The organism is Mycolicibacterium holsaticum DSM 44478 = JCM 12374, assembly GCF_019645835.1.
GTDB lineage: Bacteria > Actinomycetota > Actinomycetes > Mycobacteriales > Mycobacteriaceae > Mycobacterium > Mycobacterium holsaticum.
The window spans coordinates 3,546,385-3,568,391 of sequence record NZ_CP080998.1; the positions used below are offsets into that span (position 1 = coordinate 3,546,385).

At 68.5% G+C, this 22,007-nt stretch carries 21 protein-coding genes; 9 read left to right on the forward strand and 12 right to left on the reverse strand.

All coding sequences use genetic code 11. The annotated features are described in order from the left end of the window. Positions 1-23: 23 nt before the first annotated feature. Both K3U96_RS17240 and serA read right to left on the reverse strand, forming a co-directional pair. A complete protein-coding gene (locus K3U96_RS17240; protein WP_220693565.1) occupies positions 24-1,034 on the reverse strand; it encodes a 3-isopropylmalate dehydrogenase in 1,011 nt (336 codons plus the stop codon). A gap of 8 nt (positions 1,035-1,042) precedes the next feature. Beyond that, a complete protein-coding gene (serA, locus tag K3U96_RS17245; RefSeq protein ID WP_220690510.1) occupies positions 1,043-2,629 on the reverse strand; it encodes a phosphoglycerate dehydrogenase in 1,587 nt (528 codons plus the stop codon). A 54-nt stretch (positions 2,630-2,683) separates the two neighbouring features. On the opposite strand from serA, the gene K3U96_RS17250 reads away from it, so the two are divergent. After that, positions 2,684-4,114: a phytoene desaturase family protein gene (locus K3U96_RS17250; protein ID WP_220690511.1), complete on the forward strand. Its 1,431-nt coding sequence runs from the start codon at positions 2,684-2,686 to the stop codon at positions 4,112-4,114. A 61-nt stretch (positions 4,115-4,175) separates the two neighbouring features. Here K3U96_RS17250 and ilvC read toward each other — a convergent pair whose 3' ends face one another. The 3 genes from ilvC to K3U96_RS17265 form a co-directional block, all read right to left on the reverse strand. Next, complete coding sequence (gene ilvC / locus K3U96_RS17255; protein ID WP_069406337.1) at positions 4,176-5,177, reverse strand: ketol-acid reductoisomerase; 1,002 nt, start codon at positions 5,175-5,177, stop codon at positions 4,176-4,178. 67 nt (positions 5,178-5,244) lie between these two features. After that, the gene (gene ilvN / locus K3U96_RS17260; RefSeq protein ID WP_069406336.1) at positions 5,245-5,751 is read right to left on the reverse strand and encodes an acetolactate synthase small subunit; all 507 of its coding nucleotides are present in this window, start codon (positions 5,749-5,751) and stop codon (positions 5,245-5,247) included. After that, positions 5,751-7,628 (reverse strand): acetolactate synthase large subunit, encoded by a 1,878-nt coding sequence (locus K3U96_RS17265; protein WP_069406335.1) that lies wholly within the window; start codon positions 7,626-7,628, stop codon positions 5,751-5,753. Before K3U96_RS17265 ends, ilvN begins: the two co-directional genes overlap by 1 nt. Positions 7,629-7,971: 343 nt before the next feature. Between K3U96_RS17265 and K3U96_RS17270 the strand changes: the two genes are divergently transcribed. Then, on the forward strand, positions 7,972-8,313 hold the full coding sequence (locus K3U96_RS17270; RefSeq protein ID WP_220693566.1) for a PH domain-containing protein: 342 nt from the start codon (positions 7,972-7,974) through the stop codon (positions 8,311-8,313). Between the two features lie 4 nt (positions 8,314-8,317). On the opposite strand, the gene K3U96_RS17275 is transcribed toward K3U96_RS17270, so the two are convergent. Next, positions 8,318-9,154, reverse strand: coding sequence for a DoxX family protein (locus tag K3U96_RS17275; protein WP_069406334.1), 837 nt, complete (start codon positions 9,152-9,154; stop codon positions 8,318-8,320). 134 nt (positions 9,155-9,288) lie between these two features. Here K3U96_RS17275 and K3U96_RS17280 point away from each other — a divergent pair, with 134 nt between their 5' ends. Continuing rightward, positions 9,289-10,410 (forward strand): PQQ-dependent sugar dehydrogenase, encoded by a 1,122-nt coding sequence (locus K3U96_RS17280; protein WP_220690512.1) that lies wholly within the window; start codon positions 9,289-9,291, stop codon positions 10,408-10,410. 73 nt (positions 10,411-10,483) lie between these two features. Here K3U96_RS17280 and gatB read toward each other — a convergent pair whose 3' ends face one another. From gatB to gatC, 4 genes are all read right to left on the reverse strand, one after another. Further along, positions 10,484-11,986, reverse strand: a complete 1,503-nt coding sequence (gene gatB / locus K3U96_RS17285) for an Asp-tRNA(Asn)/Glu-tRNA(Gln) amidotransferase subunit GatB (protein ID WP_220690513.1) — start codon at positions 11,984-11,986, stop codon at positions 10,484-10,486. Between the two features lie 24 nt (positions 11,987-12,010). Beyond that, the gene (locus tag K3U96_RS17290; RefSeq protein ID WP_069408106.1) at positions 12,011-13,042 is read right to left on the reverse strand and encodes an ATP-dependent 6-phosphofructokinase; all 1,032 of its coding nucleotides are present in this window, start codon (positions 13,040-13,042) and stop codon (positions 12,011-12,013) included. Positions 13,043-13,120: 78 nt separating this feature from the next. Next, positions 13,121-14,602, reverse strand: coding sequence for an Asp-tRNA(Asn)/Glu-tRNA(Gln) amidotransferase subunit GatA (gene gatA / locus K3U96_RS17295; RefSeq protein WP_069408104.1), 1,482 nt, complete (start codon positions 14,600-14,602; stop codon positions 13,121-13,123). Continuing rightward, positions 14,599-14,898, reverse strand: a complete 300-nt coding sequence (gatC, locus tag K3U96_RS17300) for an Asp-tRNA(Asn)/Glu-tRNA(Gln) amidotransferase subunit GatC (protein ID WP_069408105.1) — start codon at positions 14,896-14,898, stop codon at positions 14,599-14,601. The genes gatA and gatC overlap by 4 nt, the downstream gene beginning before the upstream one ends. Positions 14,899-14,970: 72 nt before the next feature. Between gatC and K3U96_RS17305 the strand changes: the two genes are divergently transcribed. From K3U96_RS17305 to K3U96_RS17330, 6 genes are all read left to right on the forward strand, one after another. Next, a complete protein-coding gene (locus tag K3U96_RS17305; protein ID WP_220690514.1) occupies positions 14,971-15,627 on the forward strand; it encodes an ACT domain-containing protein in 657 nt (218 codons plus the stop codon). A gap of 79 nt (positions 15,628-15,706) precedes the next feature. Then, positions 15,707-16,318, forward strand: a complete 612-nt coding sequence (locus K3U96_RS17310; protein WP_220690515.1) for a DUF4178 domain-containing protein — start codon at positions 15,707-15,709, stop codon at positions 16,316-16,318. 8 nt (positions 16,319-16,326) lie between these two features. After that, entirely contained in the window at positions 16,327-16,830 is a 504-nt protein-coding gene (locus K3U96_RS17315; protein ID WP_220690516.1) for a DUF2617 family protein, read from the forward strand. After that, positions 16,827-17,255 (forward strand): DUF4247 domain-containing protein, encoded by a 429-nt coding sequence (locus K3U96_RS17320; RefSeq protein WP_220690517.1) that lies wholly within the window; start codon positions 16,827-16,829, stop codon positions 17,253-17,255. Before K3U96_RS17315 ends, K3U96_RS17320 begins: the two co-directional genes overlap by 4 nt. Before the next feature lie 33 nt (positions 17,256-17,288). Next, positions 17,289-17,759 (forward strand): DUF350 domain-containing protein, encoded by a 471-nt coding sequence (locus K3U96_RS17325; protein ID WP_069407054.1) that lies wholly within the window; start codon positions 17,289-17,291, stop codon positions 17,757-17,759. After that, a complete protein-coding gene (locus tag K3U96_RS17330) occupies positions 17,756-19,336 on the forward strand; it encodes a polyamine aminopropyltransferase (RefSeq protein WP_220690518.1) in 1,581 nt (526 codons plus the stop codon). The genes K3U96_RS17325 and K3U96_RS17330 overlap by 4 nt, the downstream gene beginning before the upstream one ends. Positions 19,337-19,339: 3 nt before the next feature. Here K3U96_RS17330 and K3U96_RS17335 read toward each other — a convergent pair whose 3' ends face one another. Then, the gene (locus K3U96_RS17335) at positions 19,340-19,594 is read right to left on the reverse strand and encodes a metallothionein (protein WP_069407056.1); all 255 of its coding nucleotides are present in this window, start codon (positions 19,592-19,594) and stop codon (positions 19,340-19,342) included. 149 nt (positions 19,595-19,743) lie between these two features. Beyond that, positions 19,744-21,846, reverse strand: coding sequence for an NAD-dependent DNA ligase LigA (gene ligA / locus K3U96_RS17340; protein ID WP_069408085.1), 2,103 nt, complete (start codon positions 21,844-21,846; stop codon positions 19,744-19,746). Positions 21,847-22,007 lie beyond the last annotated feature (161 nt).

Genomic DNA, 22,007 nt, shown 5'->3' on the forward strand with positions numbered 1-22,007 from the left:
TCCGGCGCCGGGACGCGACGAGGCTAAAGCGCCGCCGCGATCCGCTCGCCGATCTGCGTGGTGGTCAGCGTGTCCTGACCGCGGGTGGCCAGGTGGTGTTCGACGGCCTTGTCCACCCGCGCGGCCGCATCGTGCTCACCGACATGGGACAGCAGCAGCGCAACCGACATGATGGCCGCGGTCGGATCGGCGATGCCCTGCCCGGCGATGTCGGGCGCGCTGCCGTGCACCGGCTCGAACATCGACGGATTCGTCCGGGTCGCGTCGATGTTGCCGCTCGCCGCCAACCCGATACCGCCGCACACCGCGGCCGCCAGGTCGGTGACGATGTCGCCGAACAGGTTGTCGGTGACGATCACGTCGAACCGGCCGGGATCGGTGACCATGTGGATGGTGGCGGCGTCGACGTGCTGGTAGGTCACCTTGACGTCCGGGTGATCGGCGGCCACTTCCTGAACGGTTCGCCACCACAGCGTGCCGGCGTAGGTCAGCACGTTGTTCTTGTGCACCAACGTCAGCTGCTTGCGGCGCTGTTGGGCTCGGGCGAACGCGTCCTTGACCACCCGGTGCACGCCGAACGCGGTGTTGACGCTGACCTCGGTGGCGATCTCGTGGGGGGTGCCGACGCGGATCGCGCCGCCGGTGCCGGTGTAGGGGCCCTCGGTGCCCTCGCGCACGACGACGAAGTCGATGTCGGGGTTACCGGCCAGCGGGCTGTTCACCCCCGGATACAGCCGGGCCGGACGCAGGTTGATGTGGTGATCCAGCTCGAAGCGAATCCGCAGCAGCAGACCGCGTTCGAGCAGACCGCTGGGCACCGACGGGTCACCGATGGCGCCGAGCAGGATCGCGTCGTGGCCGCGCAGTTCCTCGAGCACCGAATCCGGCAGCACCTCACCGGTGGCGTGGTAGCGCCGCGCACCCAGGTCGTAGTGCGTCTTGTCGACACCGGGCAGCACCGCGTCGAGCACCTTGACGGCCTCGCCGATCACCTCGGGGCCGATGCCGTCGCCGGCGACGATCGCCAACCTCATTGTGGAAGTCATTCCAGGTCCACCACTTCCAGTAGCTTCGCATCGACGGCTTCGGCGATCGCGGTTCGCACGTCGACGGGTACGTCGCGGTCGATGCGCAGCAGGATCGTCGCGCCCGGCCCCTCAGCGTCCTCGCTGAGCTGGGCGGCGTGAATGTTGATGTCGGCGGATCCCAGCAGGGTGCCGATCTTGCCCAGCGTGCCCGGCTGATCGACGTAGTTGACGATCAGGTACACACCCTCGGCGCGCAGATCGAAGTTGCGCCCGTTGATCTGGACGATCTTCTCCGCCAGCTGCGGGCCCGACAAGGTGCCGGCCACGTTGGCGGTGGCGCCGTCGCCGTAGACCGCGCGCACGTCGACCACGCTGCGGTGGTTGGGGCTTTCCGTCGCGGTGCTCAGCTCGGCCTGCACCCCACGCTCGGCGGCCAGCGCGGGTGCGTTGACGAACGTGACCGGATCCTCGATGACGGCGGAGAACAGCCCCCGCAGCGCCGAAAGTCGCAGCACCTCAACCTCTTCGGAGGCCAGTTCACCGCGGACCTGCACCGATAGGGAGACCGGTAACTCGCTGCTGAGCACACCGACCAGCAGACCCAGCTTGCGCACCAGGTCCAGCCACGGCGCGACCTCCTCGCCGACCGCGCCACCTGCGACGTTGACCGCGTCGGGCACGAAATCCCCGGCCAGGGCGAGCTTCACGCTGGCGGCGACGTCGGTGCCGGCACGGTCCTGCGCTTCGGCGGTGGAGGCGCCCAGATGCGGTGTGACGACGACCTCGGGCAGATCGAACAGCGGGCTCTCGGTCGTCGGCTCCTTGGCGAACACGTCGATACCCGCGCCGCGCACGTGCCCGGAACGCACCGCATCGGCCAACGCGTCCTCGTCGATCAGCCCGCCGCGGGCAGCGTTGACGATGACCACGCCGGGCTTGGTCTTGGCCAGCGCGTCCTTGCCGATCAGGCCCGCGGTCTCCGGGGTCTTGGGCAGGTGCACCGAGATGAAGTCGGCGCGGCCGAGCAGCTCGTCGAGCGTGAGAAGTTCGATGCCCAACTGGGCGGCGCGCGCCGGTGACACGTAGGGGTCGTAGGCCACCACGTGGGTGCCGAACGCGGCGAGCCGTTGTGCGACCAGCTGGCCGATGCGACCGAGGCCGACGACGCCGACGGTCTTGCCGTAGATCTCGACACCGGAGAACGACGAGCGCTTCCAGGTGTGCTCGCGCAGCGATGTGTCGGCGGCGGGGATCTGGCGGGCCGCGGCCAGCATCAACGCCAGCGCATGCTCGGCGGCGCTGTGGATGTTGGACGTCGGCGCGTTGACGACCAGGACTCCGCGCGCGGTGGCGGCGTCGACGTCCACGTTGTCCAGGCCCACGCCGGCGCGCGCGACGATCTTGAGCCTAGGCGCGGCGGCGAGCACCTCGGCGTCGACGGTCGTCGCGGAGCGCACCAGCAGCGCGTCGGCCTCCGGCACCGCGGCCAGCAGCTTGTCTCGATCCGGGCCGTCGACCCAACGGACTTCTACCTGGTCGCCCAGGGCGGCGACGGTGGATTCAGCCAACTTGTCGGCGATCAATACAACGGGCAGACTCACCCGGTCAGACTAATGGGCTGCCATGTCGAGGCGGCGGGCGGGAGAATCACGGGCGTGGACGTCACCGTCGTCGGCAGCGGACCCAACGGGTTGGCCGCGGCCGTCATCTGCGCCAGAGCCGGGTTGTCGGTACAGGTTTTCGAAGCTCAACCCACTCTCGGTGGGGGTGCGCGCACCCTGCCCGACCCGGAGTTTTCCGGGGTCTCCCACGACATCTGCTCTGCGGTGCATCCGCTCGCGCTTGCGTCGCCGTTTCTCGCGGAGTTCGACCTGCCGGCGCGCGGGGTGGCGCTGCAGGTGCCCGAGATCTCCTACGCCAACCCGCTACCGGGCCGACCCGCGGCGATCGGCTACCACGACCTCGACCGCACCTGCGCCGAGCTCGAACACGGCGACTCGTGGCGGCGCCTGCTGGGTCCGCTGGTCGAGCGCGACGACGCGGCGATCCAACTGCTGCTCGGGGACAAGCGGTCCATCCCCACCGATCCGATCGCCGCGGTGCAGGTGGGGCTGCGGCTGCTCGAGCAGGGCACCCCGGCCTGGCGCGCGCTGGCCGGAGTCGACGCCCGGGCCCTGTTCACCGGTGTCGCCGCGCACGTCATTTCCCAGATGCCGTCGCTGGTGTCGGCAGGCGGCGGGTTGATGCTGGCGATGCTCGCCCACACCGTGGGCTGGCCGATCCCCGTCGGCGGAAGCCAGGCGATCAGCGACGCGCTGATGGCGGATCTGCGCGCCCACGGCGGTTCGATCGTGGCGGGCACACAGATCACCGAACCGCCCGAGGGCGTCGTGTTCTACGACACCGCCCCCACCGCGCTGCTGGACATCTACCGCGACAGGCTGCCCGGCCACTACGAGAAGGCGCTGCAACGTTATCGGTTCGGCCCAGGTGTGGCCAAGGTGGATTTCGTTGTGTCCGAAGAGATCCCATGGACCGATTCGCGGCTGGCCGGTGCGCCGACCCTGCACATGGGCGGAACCCGCGAGCAGGCCGCACACGCCGAACGTGAGGTCGCCGACGGGCGCCACGCGCAGTGGCCGATGGTGCTCGCGGCGTTGCCGCATCTGGCCGATCCGTCCCGCATCGACGCGCAGGGCCGTCGCCCGCTGTGGACGTACGCGCATGTGCCGTCGGGATCCGACGTCGACCAGACCGAAACGGTGACCAGGATCTTCGAGCACTTCGCGCCCGGCTTCCGCGACATCGTCGTCGCCGTCCGGTCGACGCCGGCGGCCCGGTTGGCCGACCACAATGCCAACCTCGTCGGGGGCGATATCGGCGTCGGCGGCAACACGCTTCTGCACGCGCTGGCCGGCCCGACACCGCGGCTGAACCCGTGGAGCACACCGATTCCCAAGGCGTACCTGTGTTCGTCGGCCACCCCGCCGGGCGGCGGCGTGCACGGCATGTCGGGCTTTTACGCTGCGCGCACCGCCCTGCGCCGCGAGTTCGGCATCAAGACGCTGCCGAGCCTTTCGCCCTAGCGATTTGTGGAGCCGCGGCCGCGCTCAACGCGGCTCGCGCTCCACAAATCGCATTGGAAACTTAGGCCGTGTCGGTCAGCGGACGGTCCACCCAGCTCATCAGGTCGCGCAGCTTCTTGCCGGTGACCTCGATGGGATGCTCGGCGTTCTCCTTGCGCAGCCGTTCGAGTTCCTTGTTGCCGCCCTCGACGTTGGCGACCAGCTTCTTGACGAAGGTGCCGTCCTGGATCTCGGCGAGGATCTGCCTCATGCGCTCCTTGGTGTCGGCGTCGATCACCCGCGGCCCCGACAGGTACCCGCCGAACTCGGCGGTGTCAGACACCGAGTAGTTCATCCGCGCGATGCCGCCCTCGTACATCAGGTCGACGATGAGCTTCAGCTCGTGCAGCACCTCGAAGTACGCCAGCTCGGGTGCGTAACCGGCCTCCACCATCACATCGAAACCGGTCTTGACGAGTTCCTCTGTGCCACCGCACAACACGGCCTGCTCACCGAACAGGTCGGTCTCGGTCTCGTCCTTGAAGGTGGTCTTGATGACGCCTGCGCGGGTGCCGCCGATGCCCTTGGCATAGGAAAGCACCAGCGCCTCGCCCTCCCCCTTGGGGTCCTGCTCGACGGCGACCAGGCACGGCACGCCCTTACCGTCGACGAACTGGCGGCGCACCAGGTGCCCGGGACCCTTCGGGGCGACCATGCCGACGGTGACGTTGGCGGGCGGCTTGATCAGGTCGAAATGGATGTTGAGGCCGTGACCGAAGAACAGCGCATTACCGTCCTGCAGGTTCGGCTCGATCTCGCTTTTGAAGATGTCGGCCTGCGCGGTGTCGGGTGCCAGCAGCATGATGACGTCGGCCCACTTGGCCACCTCGGTGGGCGTGTCCACCTCCAGCCCCTGCTCGGCGACCTTCTCGCGGGACTTCGAGCCCTCCCGCAGACCCACCTTCACCTGCACACCGGAGTCGCGAAGGCTCAGCGAGTGCGCATGGCCCTGGCTGCCGTAGCCGATGACACCGACCTTGCGTCCTTGGATGATCGAGAGGTCGGCATCGTCGTCGTAGAACATCTCAACGCCATTTTGTGCCACGTTAATCTTCTTTCCTGTCTTCGGTTTTCGGCTAACTTCTGGGTGCCTATTTCACGGTGCCAATGCCGCGCGGACCGCGCGACAGCGACACTATTCCGGACTGCACGAGCTCTCGGATCCCGTAGGGCTCCAACACGCGCAACAGCGCTTCCAGTTTGTCCTGGGTGCCGGTCGCCTCGACGGTCAGGGACTCATTCGACACATCGACGACCTTGGCGCGGAACAGGTTGACCGCCTCGATGACCTGTCCGCGGGTGGCCGCGTCGGCGCGGACCTTGATCAGCGCAAGCTCGCGCGCGACGGAGTTGTCCTCGTCCTGCTCGACGATCTTGATCACGTTGACCAGCTTGTTGAGCTGTTTGGTGATCTGCTCGAGCGGCGCTTCTTCGACGCTGACCACGATCGTCATCCGCGACATGTCCTTGTGCTCGGTGGCGCCGACCGCAAGCGACTGGATGTTGAAGCCGCGCCGGGAGAACAGCGACGCCACCCTGGCCAACACGCCGGGTTTGTCCTCGACGAGCACCGACAACGTATGCGTTTTGGTGCTCATCAGGCGTGTCCCTCTTCCGGGTCGTCGAACAGCGGGCGGATGCCCCGTGCGGCCTGGATCTCGTCGTTGCTGGTGCCCGCGGCGACCATCGGCCACACCTGGGCGTCGGCGCCGACGACGAAGTCGATCACCACCGGCCGGTCGTTGATCTCACGCGCCTGTTTGATGACGTCTTCGACGTCTTCTGCGCGCTCACAACGCAATCCGACACATCCCAGTGCCTCTGCCAGCTTGAGGAAGTCCGGGATGCGTCGGGAGTGGGTGGCCAGATCGGTTTGGCTGTACCGCTCTTGGTAGAACAGCGTCTGCCACTGCCGGACCATGCCCAGGTTTCCGTTGTTGATGACCGCCACCTTGATCGGCGCACCCTCGACGGCACAGGTGGCCAACTCCTGGTTGGTCATCTGGAAGCAGCCGTCACCGTCGATCGCCCACACCTCGGCCTCGGGCCTGCCGAACTTGGCACCCATCGCCGCCGGCACGGCAAACCCCATCGTGCCGAGACCACCGGAGTTCAGCCACGTCTTGGGTTTCTCGTAGGAGATGAACTGCGCGGCCCACATCTGGTGCTGCCCAACGCCTGCCACGTACACGGCGTCGGGACCTGCCATCTGGCCCAGCTTTTCGATCACGTACTCGGGTGAAAGGCTGCCGTCGCTCTGCGGACCGTAGCTCAGCGGATAGGTCGCCTGCACACCGCGCAGGTATTCCATCCAGTTGTCGACGTCGATGTGCTCGAGCGCGCCGTCCCGGCGCAGGGCCTCGATCAGGTCGGTGATGACGTTCTTGACGTCACCGACGATCGGCACATCGGCGAAGCGGTTCTTGCCGATCTCGGCCGGGTCGATGTCGGCGTGAATGACCTTGGCTTCTGGGGCAAACGAATCCAGCCTGCCCGTCACCCGGTCATCGAAGCGGGTACCCAGCGCGATCAGCAGGTCGCTGCGCTGCAGCGCGGCCACCGCGGACACCGTGCCGTGCATACCGGGCATGCCCATGTTCTGCGGGTGGCTGTCGGGGAACGCCCCGCGCGCCATCAGCGTCGTGACGACGGGGATGCCGGTCAGCTCGGCCAGCTGGCGTAGTTCCTCGCTGGCGTCGCCGCGGATCACGCCGCCGCCCACATAGAGCACCGGCTTGCGCGCGGCGGCGATCAGCTTGGCCGCCTCGCGCACCTGGCGGCTGTGCGGCTTGGTGTTCGGCTTGTAACCGGGCAGGTCGAACTTCGGCGGCCAGCTGAACGTGCACTGCCCCTGCAGCACGTCCTTGGGGATGTCGACGAGCACCGGCCCTGGCCGGCCCGACGAGGCGATATGGAACGCCTCGGCCAGCACCCGCGGAATGTCGTCGCCGTTGCGGACCAGGAAATTGTGTTTGGTGATCGGCATCGTGATGCCGGAGATGTCGGCTTCCTGGAACGCGTCGGTGCCGATCAAGCTGCGCCCGACCTGACCGGTGATCGCCACCACCGGAATGGAGTCCATGTGCGCGTCGGCCAGCGGGGTGACCAGGTTCGTCGCGCCGGGCCCCGAGGTCGCCATGCACACGCCGACCTTGCCGGTGGCGTGCGCGTAGCCGCTGGCGGCGTGGCCCGCCCCCTGCTCGTGGCGGACCAGCACGTGGCGCAGCTTCTGCGAGTCGAAAAGCGGGTCGTAGACCGGCAACACGGCGCCGCCGGGAATACCGAACACGACGTCGACGTCGAGCACCTCCAGCGACCGGATCACCGCCTGAGCTCCGGTGATTTGTTGTGGCTCAATGCGTTCGGCCGGGACAGCGGCAGCCTTGGCTGCTGACCTCGAGACGGTCGAAGCGGCGGCTCCGCCGTTGGGCGTGGTCGCCGACTGATCCGGTGGCCGCGTGGTGGGTGCGCTCACGGTGTCTGTCTCTCTCCTAAATCCGGTGCGGATCTGTGTCTAGGGTCTCAAATCGGTAATGGGGCAAGAAAAAACCCCCGCCAGCTGGCTGCTGTACGAGGGTCGCGCGTTGATGCTGGTGGCTATGCCCGGCATGGGGCAAGCGCGGCATCAACGCGCTTCCCAATTACTACGAGCAATCCCGGGGCCTGCATAACCGTCGACGGTAGCCTCTGCACTGGTCACAGGTCAAATTCCGGGTCGGCGAACGTCGTCACGTTGCGGGTCGGCCACCCGCGGGTGCGAAGATGGCCGGGTGAGCTCCCCCGCCGAGCAGACCCCCGTCGTCATCCGGATCTCCCCGATGGCCCACTTCTTCGTCGGGTTCCTGACCCTCGGGCTCCTCGCGATCGTGCTGGCCGGGCCCGGCTGGGCGGCGGTGCTGCTCGTCATTCCCGTGCTGCTGTCGGCATACATCGTGCGCTGCCGCACGGTGGCCGATGCCGAGACGGTGACCGCACGCACGTTTCTGGACAGCCAGACCATGCGGTGGGACGAGATCGCCGGCCTGCAGTTCGACAAGGGGACGTCGGCCTACGCCCATCTCAAGGACGGCCGCCGGGTGCGGCTGCCCGCGGTGACGTTTTCGACACTGCCGCAGCTGACGACGGCCAGCGGAGGTCGCGTGCCCAACCCCTACGAGTAGGTCGCTACCCCAGCGGGTTGCCGCCGTTGAGCAGCACCCAGATCGCGACGCCTGCGCCGACCCCGAGCACCAGCGCGGCGAACGACCCGATGAACGGCCGTCGCGCCCACCCGCGGGCGGCGTCGAGCCCGTAGCGGCCCGGCCCGACCAGGATGATGGCCGCGACGGCGACCGCCAGGAACACCTGGTACTCGTGGCCGTCGGTGAGGAACGACCCCAACCGGGCTTCCTCATGGGCGACCATCGCCTCGGCCAGCACCCCGGTCACCAGGTAGGCGAGCGCGCCGGCCGCCGCAACCGGGGTGAACAAGCCCAGCACGAGCAACACACCGGCGGCAATCTGACCGCCGGTCGCCACATAGGTCAGGATGTCGGGGTATTGGAACCCCATCGAGGCCAGCTCTGTTTTCCAGCCGTCCAGGCCCGGCCCGCCCCACAGCCCGAACGCCTTCTGCAGCCCGTGCGCGATGAGCAGGACGCCCACCGCCACCCGCAGCAGCAGCAGGCCCAGGTCCTGGGTGCCGCGGCGGTCGCCGGCGCCGGCCGCGACCAAGCCGTCGGGTTGGATCTCGGCCGGTTCGGGCGAGTAGGGCGGCACGGCATGCCGCCCGCCCGGCTGCACGTACGGAAGCGGTTCGGGGTCGTTGAGCAGCGCGAAGCCCGAGTTCACCGACGAGGAGCCGCTCGAGTCGTAGTGCGGGATCGTGGTGGTTTCAAAATCCCCTGCGTAGTCGGCGGACGGCAGATCGTCCTCGGGGTCGACCAGGCTTGCCGACGCGGGCCGCGGAGCCGCGTCGTCGGGCCGCTGCCAGGCGCGTGGGTCATGGGGTTGACTGGTCACGTTGCCAGGGTAAGTGCTAGTCACCTACGAACCGAGGATTGGCGCGGCGCTTTCGGCGCTTATTCGCACCTAGAGCGGCCACACCGGCCGGTCTGCGTGGCGCGCATCGGCGGACGATCCGTAACCTGGCTCGCATGAAACTGCGCCGGCCGATGCGAGGTGTGTTCGCCGTCGTGTGCGCGGCGTTGCTGGTCGGGTCCGGATGCGCCCGGTTCGACGACGCGCAGTCGCAGCCGTTCACCACCGAGCCCGAGCTGGCGCCCGGGCCGACGACCACGCCGACGCCGCCGCCGCCGTTGCCTGCCAAACCGTTCCCCAAAGAGTGCCCGGCGCCGGGGGTCATGCAGGGCTGCCTGGAGAGCACCAGCGGGCTGATCATGCTTCCGGACAGCCAGTCGGCGCTGGTGGGCGAGCGGGTCACCGGCACCGTCAAGGAGGTGTCGGTGCGGGCCGAACCGAAGGTCAAGGTGACGCTTCCGGTGGACGGCGCCGGCGACGGCGGGCTGATGGACATCGCGTTGTCGCCGACGTACTCCCAGGACCGGCTGATGTACGCCTACGTCAGCACCCCCACCGACAACCGGGTGATCCGCATCGCCGACGGCGACATTCCCAAGCCGATCCTCACCGGCATCCCCAAGGGTGCGGGCGGCAATACGGGTTCGCTGATCTTCACCAGCCCGACGACCCTGCTGGTGCAGACCGGCGACGCGGGCAACCCGGCCGACGCCGCCGACCCGGCGTCGCTGGCGGGCAAGGTGCTGCGCATCGAGCAGCCCACCACGGTCGACCAGGCGCCGACGACGACCGCGTTGTCGGGCATGGGGTCGGCAGGCGGAATGTGCATCGACCACTCGGACGGCTCGCTCTACGTGAGCGACCGAACCCCGACCGCCGACCGGTTGCAGCGCATCACCAAGGACTCCAAGACCTCGACGGTGTGGACGTGGCCGGACCGCCCGGGGGTGGCCGGTTGCGCGGCGCTCGACGGCACGGTGCTGGTGAACCTGGTCGACACCAAGCAGACCGTCGCTGTGCGGCTCGCCCCGGACACCGGCGCGGTCACCGGTGACCCCGAGGTGGTGCGCCAGGACCAGCATGGGCACGCGTGGGCGTTGGCGGTGTCACCGGATGGCAACATCTGGGGGGCGACGGTCAACAAGACCGCGGGCGACGCAGAAAAGCTCGACGACGTCGTCTTTCCGCTGTTCCCGCAGGGCGGCGGGTTCCCGCGCCGCAACGCCGACAACACCTGATCGGTTTGCGCGCCTTTTTGCCGTCAGGGCGGTGAATCCGCGCCCCGAACGACCCTGGGCGCAATCTTGCGCATCAGCTGCAGGCGGCGAGCACCAGTTCGCGTACCCGCGCCGCGTCGGCCTGGCCCTTGGTGGCCTTCATCACGGCGCCGACGATCGCGCCGGCGGCCTGCACCTTGCCGCCGCGGATCTTCTCGACGACGTCGGGGTTGGCGGCCAGCGCCTCGTCGACGGCGGCCTGCAGCGCCGAGTCGTCGCGCACGACTTCCAGGCCGCGGTCGGCCATCACCTGTTCGGGTTCGCCCTCGCCTGCCAGCACGCCCTCGACGACCTGACGGGCCAGCTTGTTCGACAGCTTGCCGCCGTCGACGAGCTTGACCACCGCGGCGACCTGCGCGGGGGTGATCGCCAGGGCATCCAGTTCGACCCCGGCTTCGTTGGCCTTCTGCACCAGGAAGTTGCCCCACCATGCCCGGGCGGCCTCGCTGGATGCGCCGTGTTCGACGGTTTCGGCGATCAGGTCGAGCGCGCCGATGTTGACCAGATCGCGCATGACCTCATCCGAGATGCCCCAGTCGTCCTGAATGCGCTTGCGCAGCACCCACGGCAGCTCGGGAATGGTCTTACGCAACCGCTCCACGAACTCGGCGTCGGGGGCCACCGGCTCCAGATCGGGTTCGGGGAAGTAGCGGTAGTCCTGCGCGGTTTCCTTACTGCGTCCAGGTGAGGTGTAGCCGTCCTCGTGGAAGTGCCTGGTTTCCTGGACGACTCGACCACCTGATTCGAGAACCGCGGCTTGACGGCGCATCTCGTAGCGCACGGCGACCTCGACGCTTTTCAGCGAGTTGACGTTCTTGGTCTCGGTGCGCGTGCCGAACTCCGCCTGCCCGATGGGTTTGAGCGAGACGTTGGAGTCGCACCGCATGGAACCTTGGTCCATCCGTACGTCCGAAACGCCCAGTCCCCGAAGCAGATCCCGCAATGCCGTGACGTAGGCGCGTGCGATCTCGGGTGCACGCTCGCCGGTGCCCTCGATGGGTTTGGTGACGATCTCGATCAGCGGCACGCCGGATCGGTTGTAGTCGATCAGCGACGTGGTGGCGCCTTCGATGCGGCCGGTGTCGCTGCCCAGATGCGTCAGCTTGCCGGTGTCCTCTTCCATGTGGGCGCGCTCGATCTCCACCCGCCATGTGCTCCCGTCGTCGAGCGGAACGTCGAGGTAGCCGTTGATCGCGATCGGCTCGTCGTACTGGCTGATCTGGTAGTTCTTGGGCATGTCCGGATAGAAGTAGTTCTTTCGCGCGAACCGGCACCACGGCACGATTTCGCAGTTGAGCCCGAGCCCGATGCGGATCGCCGATTCGACGGCCTTCTCGTTGAGCACGGGCAGCGAACCGGGCAGCCCCAGGCACACCGCGCACACCTGGGTGTTGGGTTCGGCCCCGAACTTGTTGGCGCAGCCGCAGAACATCTTGGTCGCCGTCGACAGCTCGACGTGCACCTCCAGGCCCAGCACCGGCTCGTAGCGCGCCATCACGTCGTCGTAGTCGAGCAGTTCGGAAGCGGCGACAGTCATGGCAGCGAGTCTAGTGGTGGCCGGTCAGCCGAAGAATTCCGCGGCGTCGTCGTATCGGCTCTGCGGCACTAACTTCAGCTGACGGGTGGCGTCGGCCAACGAGACTCGACCGATGTCCTGCCCGCGCAACGACACCATCATCCCGTACTCACCGGCGTGGGCGGCGTCGGCGGCGTTGACGCCGAACCGGGTGGCCAGCACGCGGTCGAACGGGGTGGGCGTGCCGCCGCGCTGCACGTGCCCGAGCACCGTGACCCGGACTTCCTTGCTGATCCGCTTTTCCACCTCGATGGCCAGCTGCTGCGCCACCCCGGTGAAACGTTCGTGGCCGAACTCATCAAGTCCGCCTTCGCGCAACTGCATTGAGCCCTCGGCGGGTTTGGCACCCTCGGCGACCACACAGATGAAGTGTGAATCACCGCGCACGAAGCGCGCTTTGATCAGCCGGCACACTTCCTCGACATCGAACGGCTGCTCGGGGATCAGCGTCATGTGCGCGCCGGAGGCCAGACCGGCGTTCAACGCGATCCACCCGGCATGGCGGCCCATCACCTCGACGAGCATGACTCGCTGATGGGATTCGGCGGTGCTGTGCAGCCGGTCGATGGCGTCGCTGGCCACGGTCAGCGCGGTGTCGTGACCGAATGTCACATCCGTGCAGTCGATGTCGTTGTCGATCGTCTTCGGCACGCCGACCACCGGGACGTTCTCCTCGGAGAGCCAGTGCGCGGCGGTCAGCGTGCCCTCGCCGCCGATCGGGATGAGCACGTCGATCCCGTTGTCGTCGAGCGTCTGCTTGATCTGTGCGAGCCCGGCGCGCAACTTCTCCGGATGCACCCGCGCGGTGCCCAGCACCGTGCCGCCCTTGGCCAGCAGGCGGTCGTTGCGGTCATCGTTGGCCAACTGGATGCGCCGGTTCTCCAGCAGCCCGCGCCAGCCGTCCTGGAACCCCACAACAGAGGACCCGTAGCGCATATCGCAGGTGCGAACCACCGCCCGGATCACCGCATTCAAGCCGGGACAATCGCCACCACCAGTGAGAACTCCGATCCGCATAGCTTCCATCCTCCCCCGAGCGGACGGTTGTTCGCGTCCCTACTCGACGTTTACGTACAACTACCGGGCGCTCGGCGCCTACAGAGCCGACGGCAACGGGCCTCGCGCGGCTTCGTAGGCCGCGCCGACCCGATACAACCGGTCATCGGCCAACGCCGGCGCCATGATCTGCAGACCGACGGGCAGGTTGTCGTCGGAGGACAGCCCCGACGGCACCGACATCCCGCAATGGCCGGCGAGGTTCAGCGGCAACGTGCACAGATCGAACAGGTACATCGCCAGCGGGTCGTCGACCTTCTCCCCCAGCGCGAACGCGGTGGTCGGGGTGGTCGGCGAGATCAGCACGTCGACCTGGCGGTACGCCTCGTCGAAGTCGCGCGCGATCAACGTGCGGACCCGCTGCGCCTGGTTGTAGTAAGCGTCGTAGTAGCCCGCCGACAGCGCGTAGGTCCCGATCATGATGCGGCGCTTGACTTCTGGGCCGAACCCGGCGGCGCGGGTCAAGGCCATCACCTCTTCGGCGCTGTGTGTGCCGTCATCGCCGATCTGCACGCCGTAGCGCATACCGTCGAACCGGGCGAGGTTGGACGAAACCTCCGAAGGCAGGATCAGGTAGTAGGAGGCCGTCGAGTAGTCCAGGTGCGGGCAGTCCACCTCGCTCACCTCGGCGCCCAGCGCGGTGAGCTGGGCGACCGCGGCGTTGAACGACTCGAGCACCCCGGGCTGATAGCCGTCGCCGAGCAGTTGGCGCACCACCCCGATCCGGACGCCCGTGAGGTCACCGGCTGCACCCGCGCGGGCCGCGGCCACGACATCGGGAATCTGCGCCTCCAGCGACGTGGAGTCGCGCCGGTCGTGCCCGGCGATGAGCTGGTGCAGCATCGCGGTGTCGAGCACGGTGCGTGCGCACGGTCCGCCCTGGTCCAGCGACGACGCGCACGCCACCAGCCCGTAGCGCGACACCGTCCCGTACGTCGGCTTGACGCCGACGGTCGCGGTCAGCGCCGCCGGCTGCCGGATCGATCCACCGGTGTCGGTGCCGATGGCCAGCGGCGCCTGGAACGCGGCGAGCGCCGCGGCGCTGCCCCCGCCCGAGCCGCCGGGCACCCGCTCGACGTTCCAGGGGTTGCGGGTGGGGCCGTAGGCGGAGTTCTCGGTGGAGCTGCCCATCGCGAACTCGTCCATGTTGGTCTTGCCCAGGATCGGGATGCCGGCCGCGCGCAACCGCATGGTCACCGTTGCGTCGTAGGGAGAACGCCAGCCCTCCAGGATCTTCGACCCGCAGGTGGTGGGCATGTCGGTCGTGGTGAACACGTCCTTGAGGGCAACCGGGACACCGGCCAGTGGCGAGGGAAGGTCCTCCCCGGCGGCCACCGCCGCGTCGACGCGGGCCGCCGCGCCCAGCGCGCGGTTCTCGGAGACGTGCAAGAACGCGTGGTACCGCTCGTCGGTGGCCGCGATCTGGTCGAGGTAGGCCCTGGTGACCTCCGCCGAGGACACCTCCTTGGTGGCGATCTTGTCGGCCAGCGTCGCGGCGTCCAGCCGGATCAGGTCGTTCATTCGGGCTCTCCGAGGATGCGCGGCACACCGAACCTGCCGTCGACGGCCTTCGGCGCCGCAGCCAGGGCTTCCTCCTGGGTCAGCGACGGCTGAACCGTGTCCGGGCGAAACACGTTGACGTCCTTGAGCGGGTTGTCGGTGGGTTCGACGCCGGTGACATCGACGGCCTGGATCTGGCTGACGTGGCCGATGATGGCGTCCAGCTGACCGGCGAAGCTGTCCAGCTCGTCGTCGGTCAGGGCGAGCCGGGCCAGGCGCGCGAGGTGGGCAACCTCGTCTCGAGAGATCTGTGACACGCCGTCAACCCTAGCCACCGCCGCTGCGGCGGCTGCGCTGCCGACCGCCTGAGGCTGTGCAACAGTGTGCGCGTGCCTTCGTATCTGCTGCGGGTCCAGCTCGAGGACCGACCGGGCAGCCTCGGCGGACTGGCCGTGGCGCTCGGCTCGGTGGGCGCTGACATCCTGTCCCTCGACGTGGTCGAACGGGGTTCGGGCATCGCGATCGACGACCTCGTCGTCGAGTTGCCGCCCGGGGCGATGCCCGACATGCTGATCACCGCCGCCGAGAAGATCAACGGGGTGCGCGTCGACTCGGTCCGCCCGCACACCGGGATGTTGGAGGCCCACCGCGAGCTCGAGCTCATCGACCACGTGGCCGCGGCGCCCAACAAGGACAAACTGCAGGTGCTCGTCGACAACGCGCCCCGGGTGCTGCGGGTCGGTTGGGCGTCGGTGATCCGGCTGGTCGAAACCGGTCCGCAGCGCATCGTCGGCAGCGCGGGCGCACCCGAGTCACAGACGGTCGACGCGCCGTGGCTGCCGTTGGATCGCGCCGAGGCACTGGACGCGACGGCCGACTGGGTGCCCGCGCCGTTGCGCGATATGAACGCCACGCTGGCGGCCGCACCGCTCGGTGATCCGCGCACCGCGCTCGTGGTCGGGCGGCCGGGCGGACCGCAGTTCCGGCCGTCGGAGGTGGCCCGGCTGGGTTATCTGGCGGGCATCGTCGCGACGCTTCTGCGCTGAACCGGCGCGCATTCCGGGCTGTTACCGTGGGCGGGTATCGGCTTGACGCACCGCCGCACGAAGTACGGAAGGGTTCTGCGTGGACACGCTGCTGATCGTGCTCGCCATCATCATGCTCGCCGGGGCGATCATCGTGCTGGTCGTGGCATTGCGCCGGCCGAAGAAGTCCGAAACCGACACGGGCCGCCAGGATCCGCTGAAATTCGCCGCGACCATGCCGCAATTCGGCCCCCGCCAGCTCGGGCCTGGCGCGATCGTGTCCCACGGCGGCGTGGACTACGTCGTGCGCGGTTCGGTCACGCTGCGTCAGGGCCCGTTCGTGTGGTGGGAGCACCTGCTCGAAGGCGGTAGCGAACCGTTGTGGTTCAGCGTCGAAGAGGACGAAGGCCGGCTGGAACTGGTGATGTGGCAACGGCGCAAGGACGTCACGCCTGAACCCAACGGCACGCTCCAGGTGAACGGCGTCTCCTACCGGCAGACCGAGCGCGGCCGCGCGTCGTTCACGACCGAGGGCACCACGGGGCTACCGGCAGGCGGTGAAATGGAGTTCGTCGACTACGCCGACGCCGAGGAGACGTCGTTCCTCGGGTTCGAGCGGTGGGCCGCGGATATGCCGTGGGAGGTCTCGGTCGGAAAGCAAGTGTTGCCAGGCGAATTCACCGTGTACCCGGCCCCGCCACCCAACGCTTAGGAACGTCGTTGCCTCTGCACCACCTGGCCGTCAGCCCAGCCGACGTTTCCGGGTCCCGGCTGCGGCTCGCCCTCAACGCTGCGGCGCCGACGCCACTGGCCGCCTGCCGGCTGCCGCACCCCGACGGCGGCGAGCTGGTGCTCGGCGTGCTGGGCGCCTCCCACGTGGTCACGGTCGAACATGCCGACCAGCTGTTCTCCGAAGAGGTTTCGTGTACCGCCCAGGCCCCGACGGAGTTGCCCGGCCGTGCCGTTGCTCCTGGTTACCTGCTCGAATCCGGCCACGAGACACACGATGAGGCCGGCTTTCGCGAGTTGGCGCAGCTGCTGCGCGTCCGCTGCGCGCAGGACACCGGTTGGCTGGGCGGCGCGTTCCCCGGCGACGACGCCGCGCTGACGGCGCTGTCCGCCGAACCCGACGGCCGCGGGTGGCGCTGGCGCACCTGGCACCTCTATCCGGATCCGGCCGGCGGCGGCACCGTCGTCCACACGAACAGCCGGTGGCAGCCGTGAGCCGCACCGGTTTGTTCTGGCTCGCGGGCGCGCTCGCCGTCGGCGGCATCGTGTTCCTGTTCGTCGGGATCTCGATGCTGCCGAACATCCGTACGCATGTGGCCGAGACCTACCCCGCGTATTCCCATGGCGCACAAGCCACCAGCTACGAGTGCACCGGCTCACCGGCCGACGTCGCCGACCAGCTGGCCGGCTACAAGAGCCCCGAGGCCCGCGCCACCGACCGCGGCTCGGAGTACCTGCGCTACGACGACGACATCGTGGTCGTCGGCCCGGACGGCAACCGCCCATGCACTATCCGAGTCGAGGACACCAACGCCCGATACAGCCACGGCGGTTTCATCTTCCTGGGGCCCGGGTTCTTCCCCGGCTCCCCGGCGGGCGGTGCGGGCGGCAGCCCTGGCGGCCCGGGTGGGACGAAATGACGCGCACCAGGGCCAAACAGTTAAGGAGAGTCGATGAACTTCGAAATGTTCGCCACTGCCGTCGAATTCGGAACCATCAGCGGTGAAAACCTCGCGCAGAACGTCATCGCCGCGCTGCTGTACTTCGCGGTCGGCGTCGTGGTCCTGGCAACCGGCTTCGTCATGGTGGATCTGCTGACCCCAGGGAACCTGCGCCAGATGGTGTTCGTCGAGCGGCGACCCAACGCCGTCGCCGTCGCCTGCGGCATGTACGCGGCGCTGGCCATCGTGGTGATCGCCGCGATCGTGGCCAGTTCCAACGAGTTGGGCCAGGGGCTGGTTGACGCCGCGGTCTACGGGCTGGTCGGCGTGGTGCTGCAGGGGCTGGCGCTCATCGTGCTCGAGATCGTGGTTCCTGGGCGCTTTCGCGACCTCATCGCCGACGAGCGTCTTCATCCCGCGGCCATCGCCACCGCCGTGACGCTGCTGGCTGTGGGAGGGGTGAACGCCGCCGCGCTGTCATGACGGTGACCGAGCATGCACCTGAGCCGGCGCCGCCGGTCGGTTCGACGACGCGCTGGCGGGCGCTGCTGCTCGCCGCGGTGGCGGCGTGCGCGGCGTGCGGCCTCGTCTACGAACTGGCGCTGCTGACGCTGTCGGCCAGCCTGCACGGTGGGGGCATCGTCGCGATGTCGCTGATCGTCGCGGGCTATGTCGCCGCGCTCGGAGCCGGTGCCCTGCTGGTGAAACCGTTGCTCGCGCGGGCAGCCATCACGTTCATCGCCGTCGAGACGTTGCTGGCGGTGATCGGCGGGCTCTCGGCGGCGGCACTGTATGTGGCGTTCGCGTTCGTCGGCGGTTCACTGTGGGTGCTGGTGGTGGCCACGCTGCTGATCGGCAGCCTGGTGGGCGCCGAGGTGCCGCTGCTGATGACGCTGCTGCAGCGCGGCCGCATATCCGGTGCCGCCGATACCGGGCGGGTGCTGGCCAACCTGAACGCCGCCGACTACCTCGGCGCGCTGATCGGTGGGCTGATTTGGCCGTTCATCCTGCTGCCGCAACTGGGCATGATCCGCGGTGCGGCGGCCACCGGGGTCATCAACGTCGTGGCCGCGGCGGTGGTGACGGTGTTCCTGCTGCGCGGGATCCTCAACGCACGCGAATTCGGCACGGCGCTGGTGGTATTGGCCGCAGCGCTGGGGTTGCTGGTCACCTTGCTGGTGCGCGCCGACGGCATCGAGACCTCGACTCGGCAACGACTCTATGCCGATCCGATCATCGCGCTCGAACGCTCGGCGTACCAGGAGATCGTGGTGACCCGACGCGGCGATGACACCCGACTGTATCTCGATGGCGGACTTCAGTTTTCGACCCGTGATGAATACCGCTACACCGAAAGCCTGGTCTACCCCGCGCTCGGCGACGGCGCGCGCTCGGTGCTGATCCTCGGCGGCGGCGACGGCCTGGTGGCCCGGGAGGTGTTGCGCCAGCCCGGCGTCGACGCGATCGTGCAGGTCGAGTTGGATCCCGCGGTGGTGCAGATCGCCCGCACCACGCTGCGCGACGCGAACGCCGGGGCGCTCGACGACCCGCGCGTCGACGTCGTCATCGACGACGCGATGCGGTGGCTGCGCGAGCCGCCACCCGACGTGTTACCGCCGGGCGGTTTCGACGCGGTGATCGTCGATCTACCCGACCCGGACACCCCGGCACTGGGCCGGCTGTATTCGGTGGAGTTCTACGCGTTGGTCGCCCACGCGCTGGCCGCGGACGGGCTGATGACGGTGCAGGCCGGAAGCCCGTTCGCCACGCCAACCGCGTTCTGGCGCACGGTGTCGACGATCGGGGCCGCCGGCTACGCGGTCACGCCCTACCACGTGCATGTGCCGACATTCGGCGACTGGGGCCTGGTGCTCGCGCGCCGCGGCGCGGCCGCGCCGACGCCGAGGATTCCCGCCGACGCACCCCCGCTGCGGTTTCTCGACCAGCAGGTGCTCGACTCCGCAACGGTGTTCGGTGGGGACATCCGCCCGCAGTGGTTGACGCCGTCGACGCTGGACCATCCGCGCATCGTCGACGATATGCGCCAGGGCTACCGATGAGCCTCAGCCACCCGCGGGCACCGGATAGCGGTCGTTGACGTCGGCGTTGCTGTCTTTGCGCGCGCAGTGCGCGCAACAGAACATCGCGTCGGGCGTTTCGATGCCGTGGCCGAGGATGCGGCACCCGCAGTGCGCGCATTCGGGCGCCAACTGCGCGGCGGCGCATTCGATGCTGTCGAAGGTCGCGCTCTTCCCGTCGCCCCACGTCACGGTGAACGCCTTGTCGTACTCGTTGCCGCAGGTGTCGCAGATTGCCATCAGAACTCCTTGTCACTCGTCCATCCGGGTGCCCGGTGCCCGGGGATGACAAACGCTTGAGGCGCTACTCCCCGTTCGCCGAGATCGACGAAGTGGCTGACTACTCGCACTTTCGCGCCCAAATGTCCCATTCGGCGTGAAGAAAAGGATCAGTCGGGGCCGTTTTCCAGCAGCCGCCGGAAGCCGTCCTCGTCGAGGATCGGCACCCCGAGCTCGACCGCCTTGTCGTACTTGGAGCCCGGCGAGTCACCGGCCACCACGTAGGCGGTCTTCTTCGACACCGATCCGGCGGCCTTGCCGCCGCGCGCGACGATCGCTTCCTTGGCGTCGTCGCGGGAGAAGCCGGCCAGCGACCCGGTGACGACGATCGAGAGCCCTTCGAGGTTGCGTTCGATGCTTTCGTCGCGTTCGTCGGCCATGCGCACCCCCGCCGCGCGCCACTTGTCGACGATCGCGCGGTGCCAGTCGACGGTGAACCATTCGGTGACCGCCGCGGCGATGGTCGGACCGACACCCTCGACCCCGGCCAGCCGCTCCTCGGAGGCCGACATGATCGCCTCCAGGCTGCCGAACTCGGTGGCCAGCGCGCGCGCCGCGGTCGGGCCCACATGCCGAATGGACAGCGCCACCAGGATCCGCCACAGCGGACGGGTTTTGGCGTCGTGCAGGTTCACCAGCAGCCGCTTACCGTTAGCCGACAAGGCGCCGTCCTTGGTCCGGAAAAGCTCGGTGCGCAACAGGTCGTCGCTGCCGATCGTGAACAGGTCGCCTTCGTCGGTGATCACACCGCTGGTCAGCAGCGCGACGGCCGCTTCGTAACCCAGCCCCTCGATGTCCAGCGCGCCGCGGCCTGCGAGGTGGAACACCCGCTCGCGCAGCTGCGCCGGACAGGACCGCGTGTTGGGGCAGCGGATGTCGGCGTCGCCCTCCTTGGCCGGCGCCAGCGTGGTGCCGCACTCCGGACACGTTGTGGGCATGACGAATTCGCGCTCGGAGCCGTCGCGCAGATCGACAACGGGTCCCAGCACCTCCGGGATCACGTCACCGGCCTTGCGGATCATCACGGTGTCGCCGATCAGCACACCCTTGCGCTTGACCTCCGAGGCGTTGTGCAGCGTGGCCTGACTGACCGTCGAACCGGCGATCTTGACCGGCTCCATCTCGGCGTACGGCGTCACCCGACCGGTCCGGCCCACGTTGACCTTGATGTCGAGCAGCTTGGTCTGGGCTTCCTCGGGTGGGTACTTGTAGGCCACCGCCCAGCGCGGTGCCCGCGACGTCGATCCGAGCCGGCGCTGCAACGCGACCTCGTCGACTTTGACTACCACGCCGTCGATTTCGTGCTCGACCTCGTGGCGGTGTTCTCCCCAGTACGCGATGCGTTCGGTGACGGCCGCCATCCCCTGCACCCGGGAGGTGTGATCGGAAACCGGTAGCCCCCATGCGTTCAGCGCGAGATACGCCGCGTGCAGCGATTCCGGGCGGAAGCCCTCGGCGTGGCCGACGCCGTGGCAGATCATCTGCAGTTTGCGACGCGCGGTGACGGCCGGGTTCTTCTGCCGAAGCGATCCTGCCGCGCTGTTGCGGGGGTTGGCGAACGGCGGCTTACCCTCGGCGACCAGCCCGGCGTTGAGCTCTTCGAAATCGGTGACCCGGAAGAACACCTCACCGCGTACCTCGAGCACCTTCGGCAGCGGGAATTCCTTGGTACCGGTGAGCTTTTGGGGAACGTTGCGGATGGTGCGGGCATTGAGCGTGACGTCTTCGCCGGTGCGTCCGTCACCGCGGGTCGCCGCACGTTCCAGCCGCCCGTCGCGGTACACCAGCGACAGCGCCACCCCGTCGATCTTCAGCTCGCACAGAAAGTGCGCGTCTTTTCCGATCTCGTCTTTGATGCGCGCGGCCCACCCGGCCAGCTCTTCAGGGGTGAACACGTTGTCCAGGCTGAGCATCCGCTCGAGGTGTTCGGCCGGGGTGAAGTCGGTCGCGAAGCCGGCGCCGCCGACCAGTTGCGTAGGCGAGTCGGGGGTTCGCAGCTCGGGATGCTCGTCCTCGAGGGCCTCCAGTTCCCGCAGCAGCTTGTCGAAGTCGGCGTCGGTGATGATCGGCGCGTCGCGCACGTAGTACCGGAACTGGTGCTCGCGCACCTCGTCGGCCAGCTCCTGCCAGCGGCGCCGCACATCGGCATCGGGCGCGTCCTCGGCCTGTTCGGCCAGCGTCGTCTCGGGATCCGGCGTTGCCTTCGGGCTCACCCTCGCAGGCTAACCGAGCCGGGTGACATCGCCTGCACCCTCCGTCGCCGCGGTGCGGGCTCGACCGTGGTCTTGCAGGCCGACGCTCCGGCTGGTTTGCGGCCGACGATCGACCATTGCGTCGGTGTGACGTCGCCAGCCCGGTCCGAAGGAACGGGCCC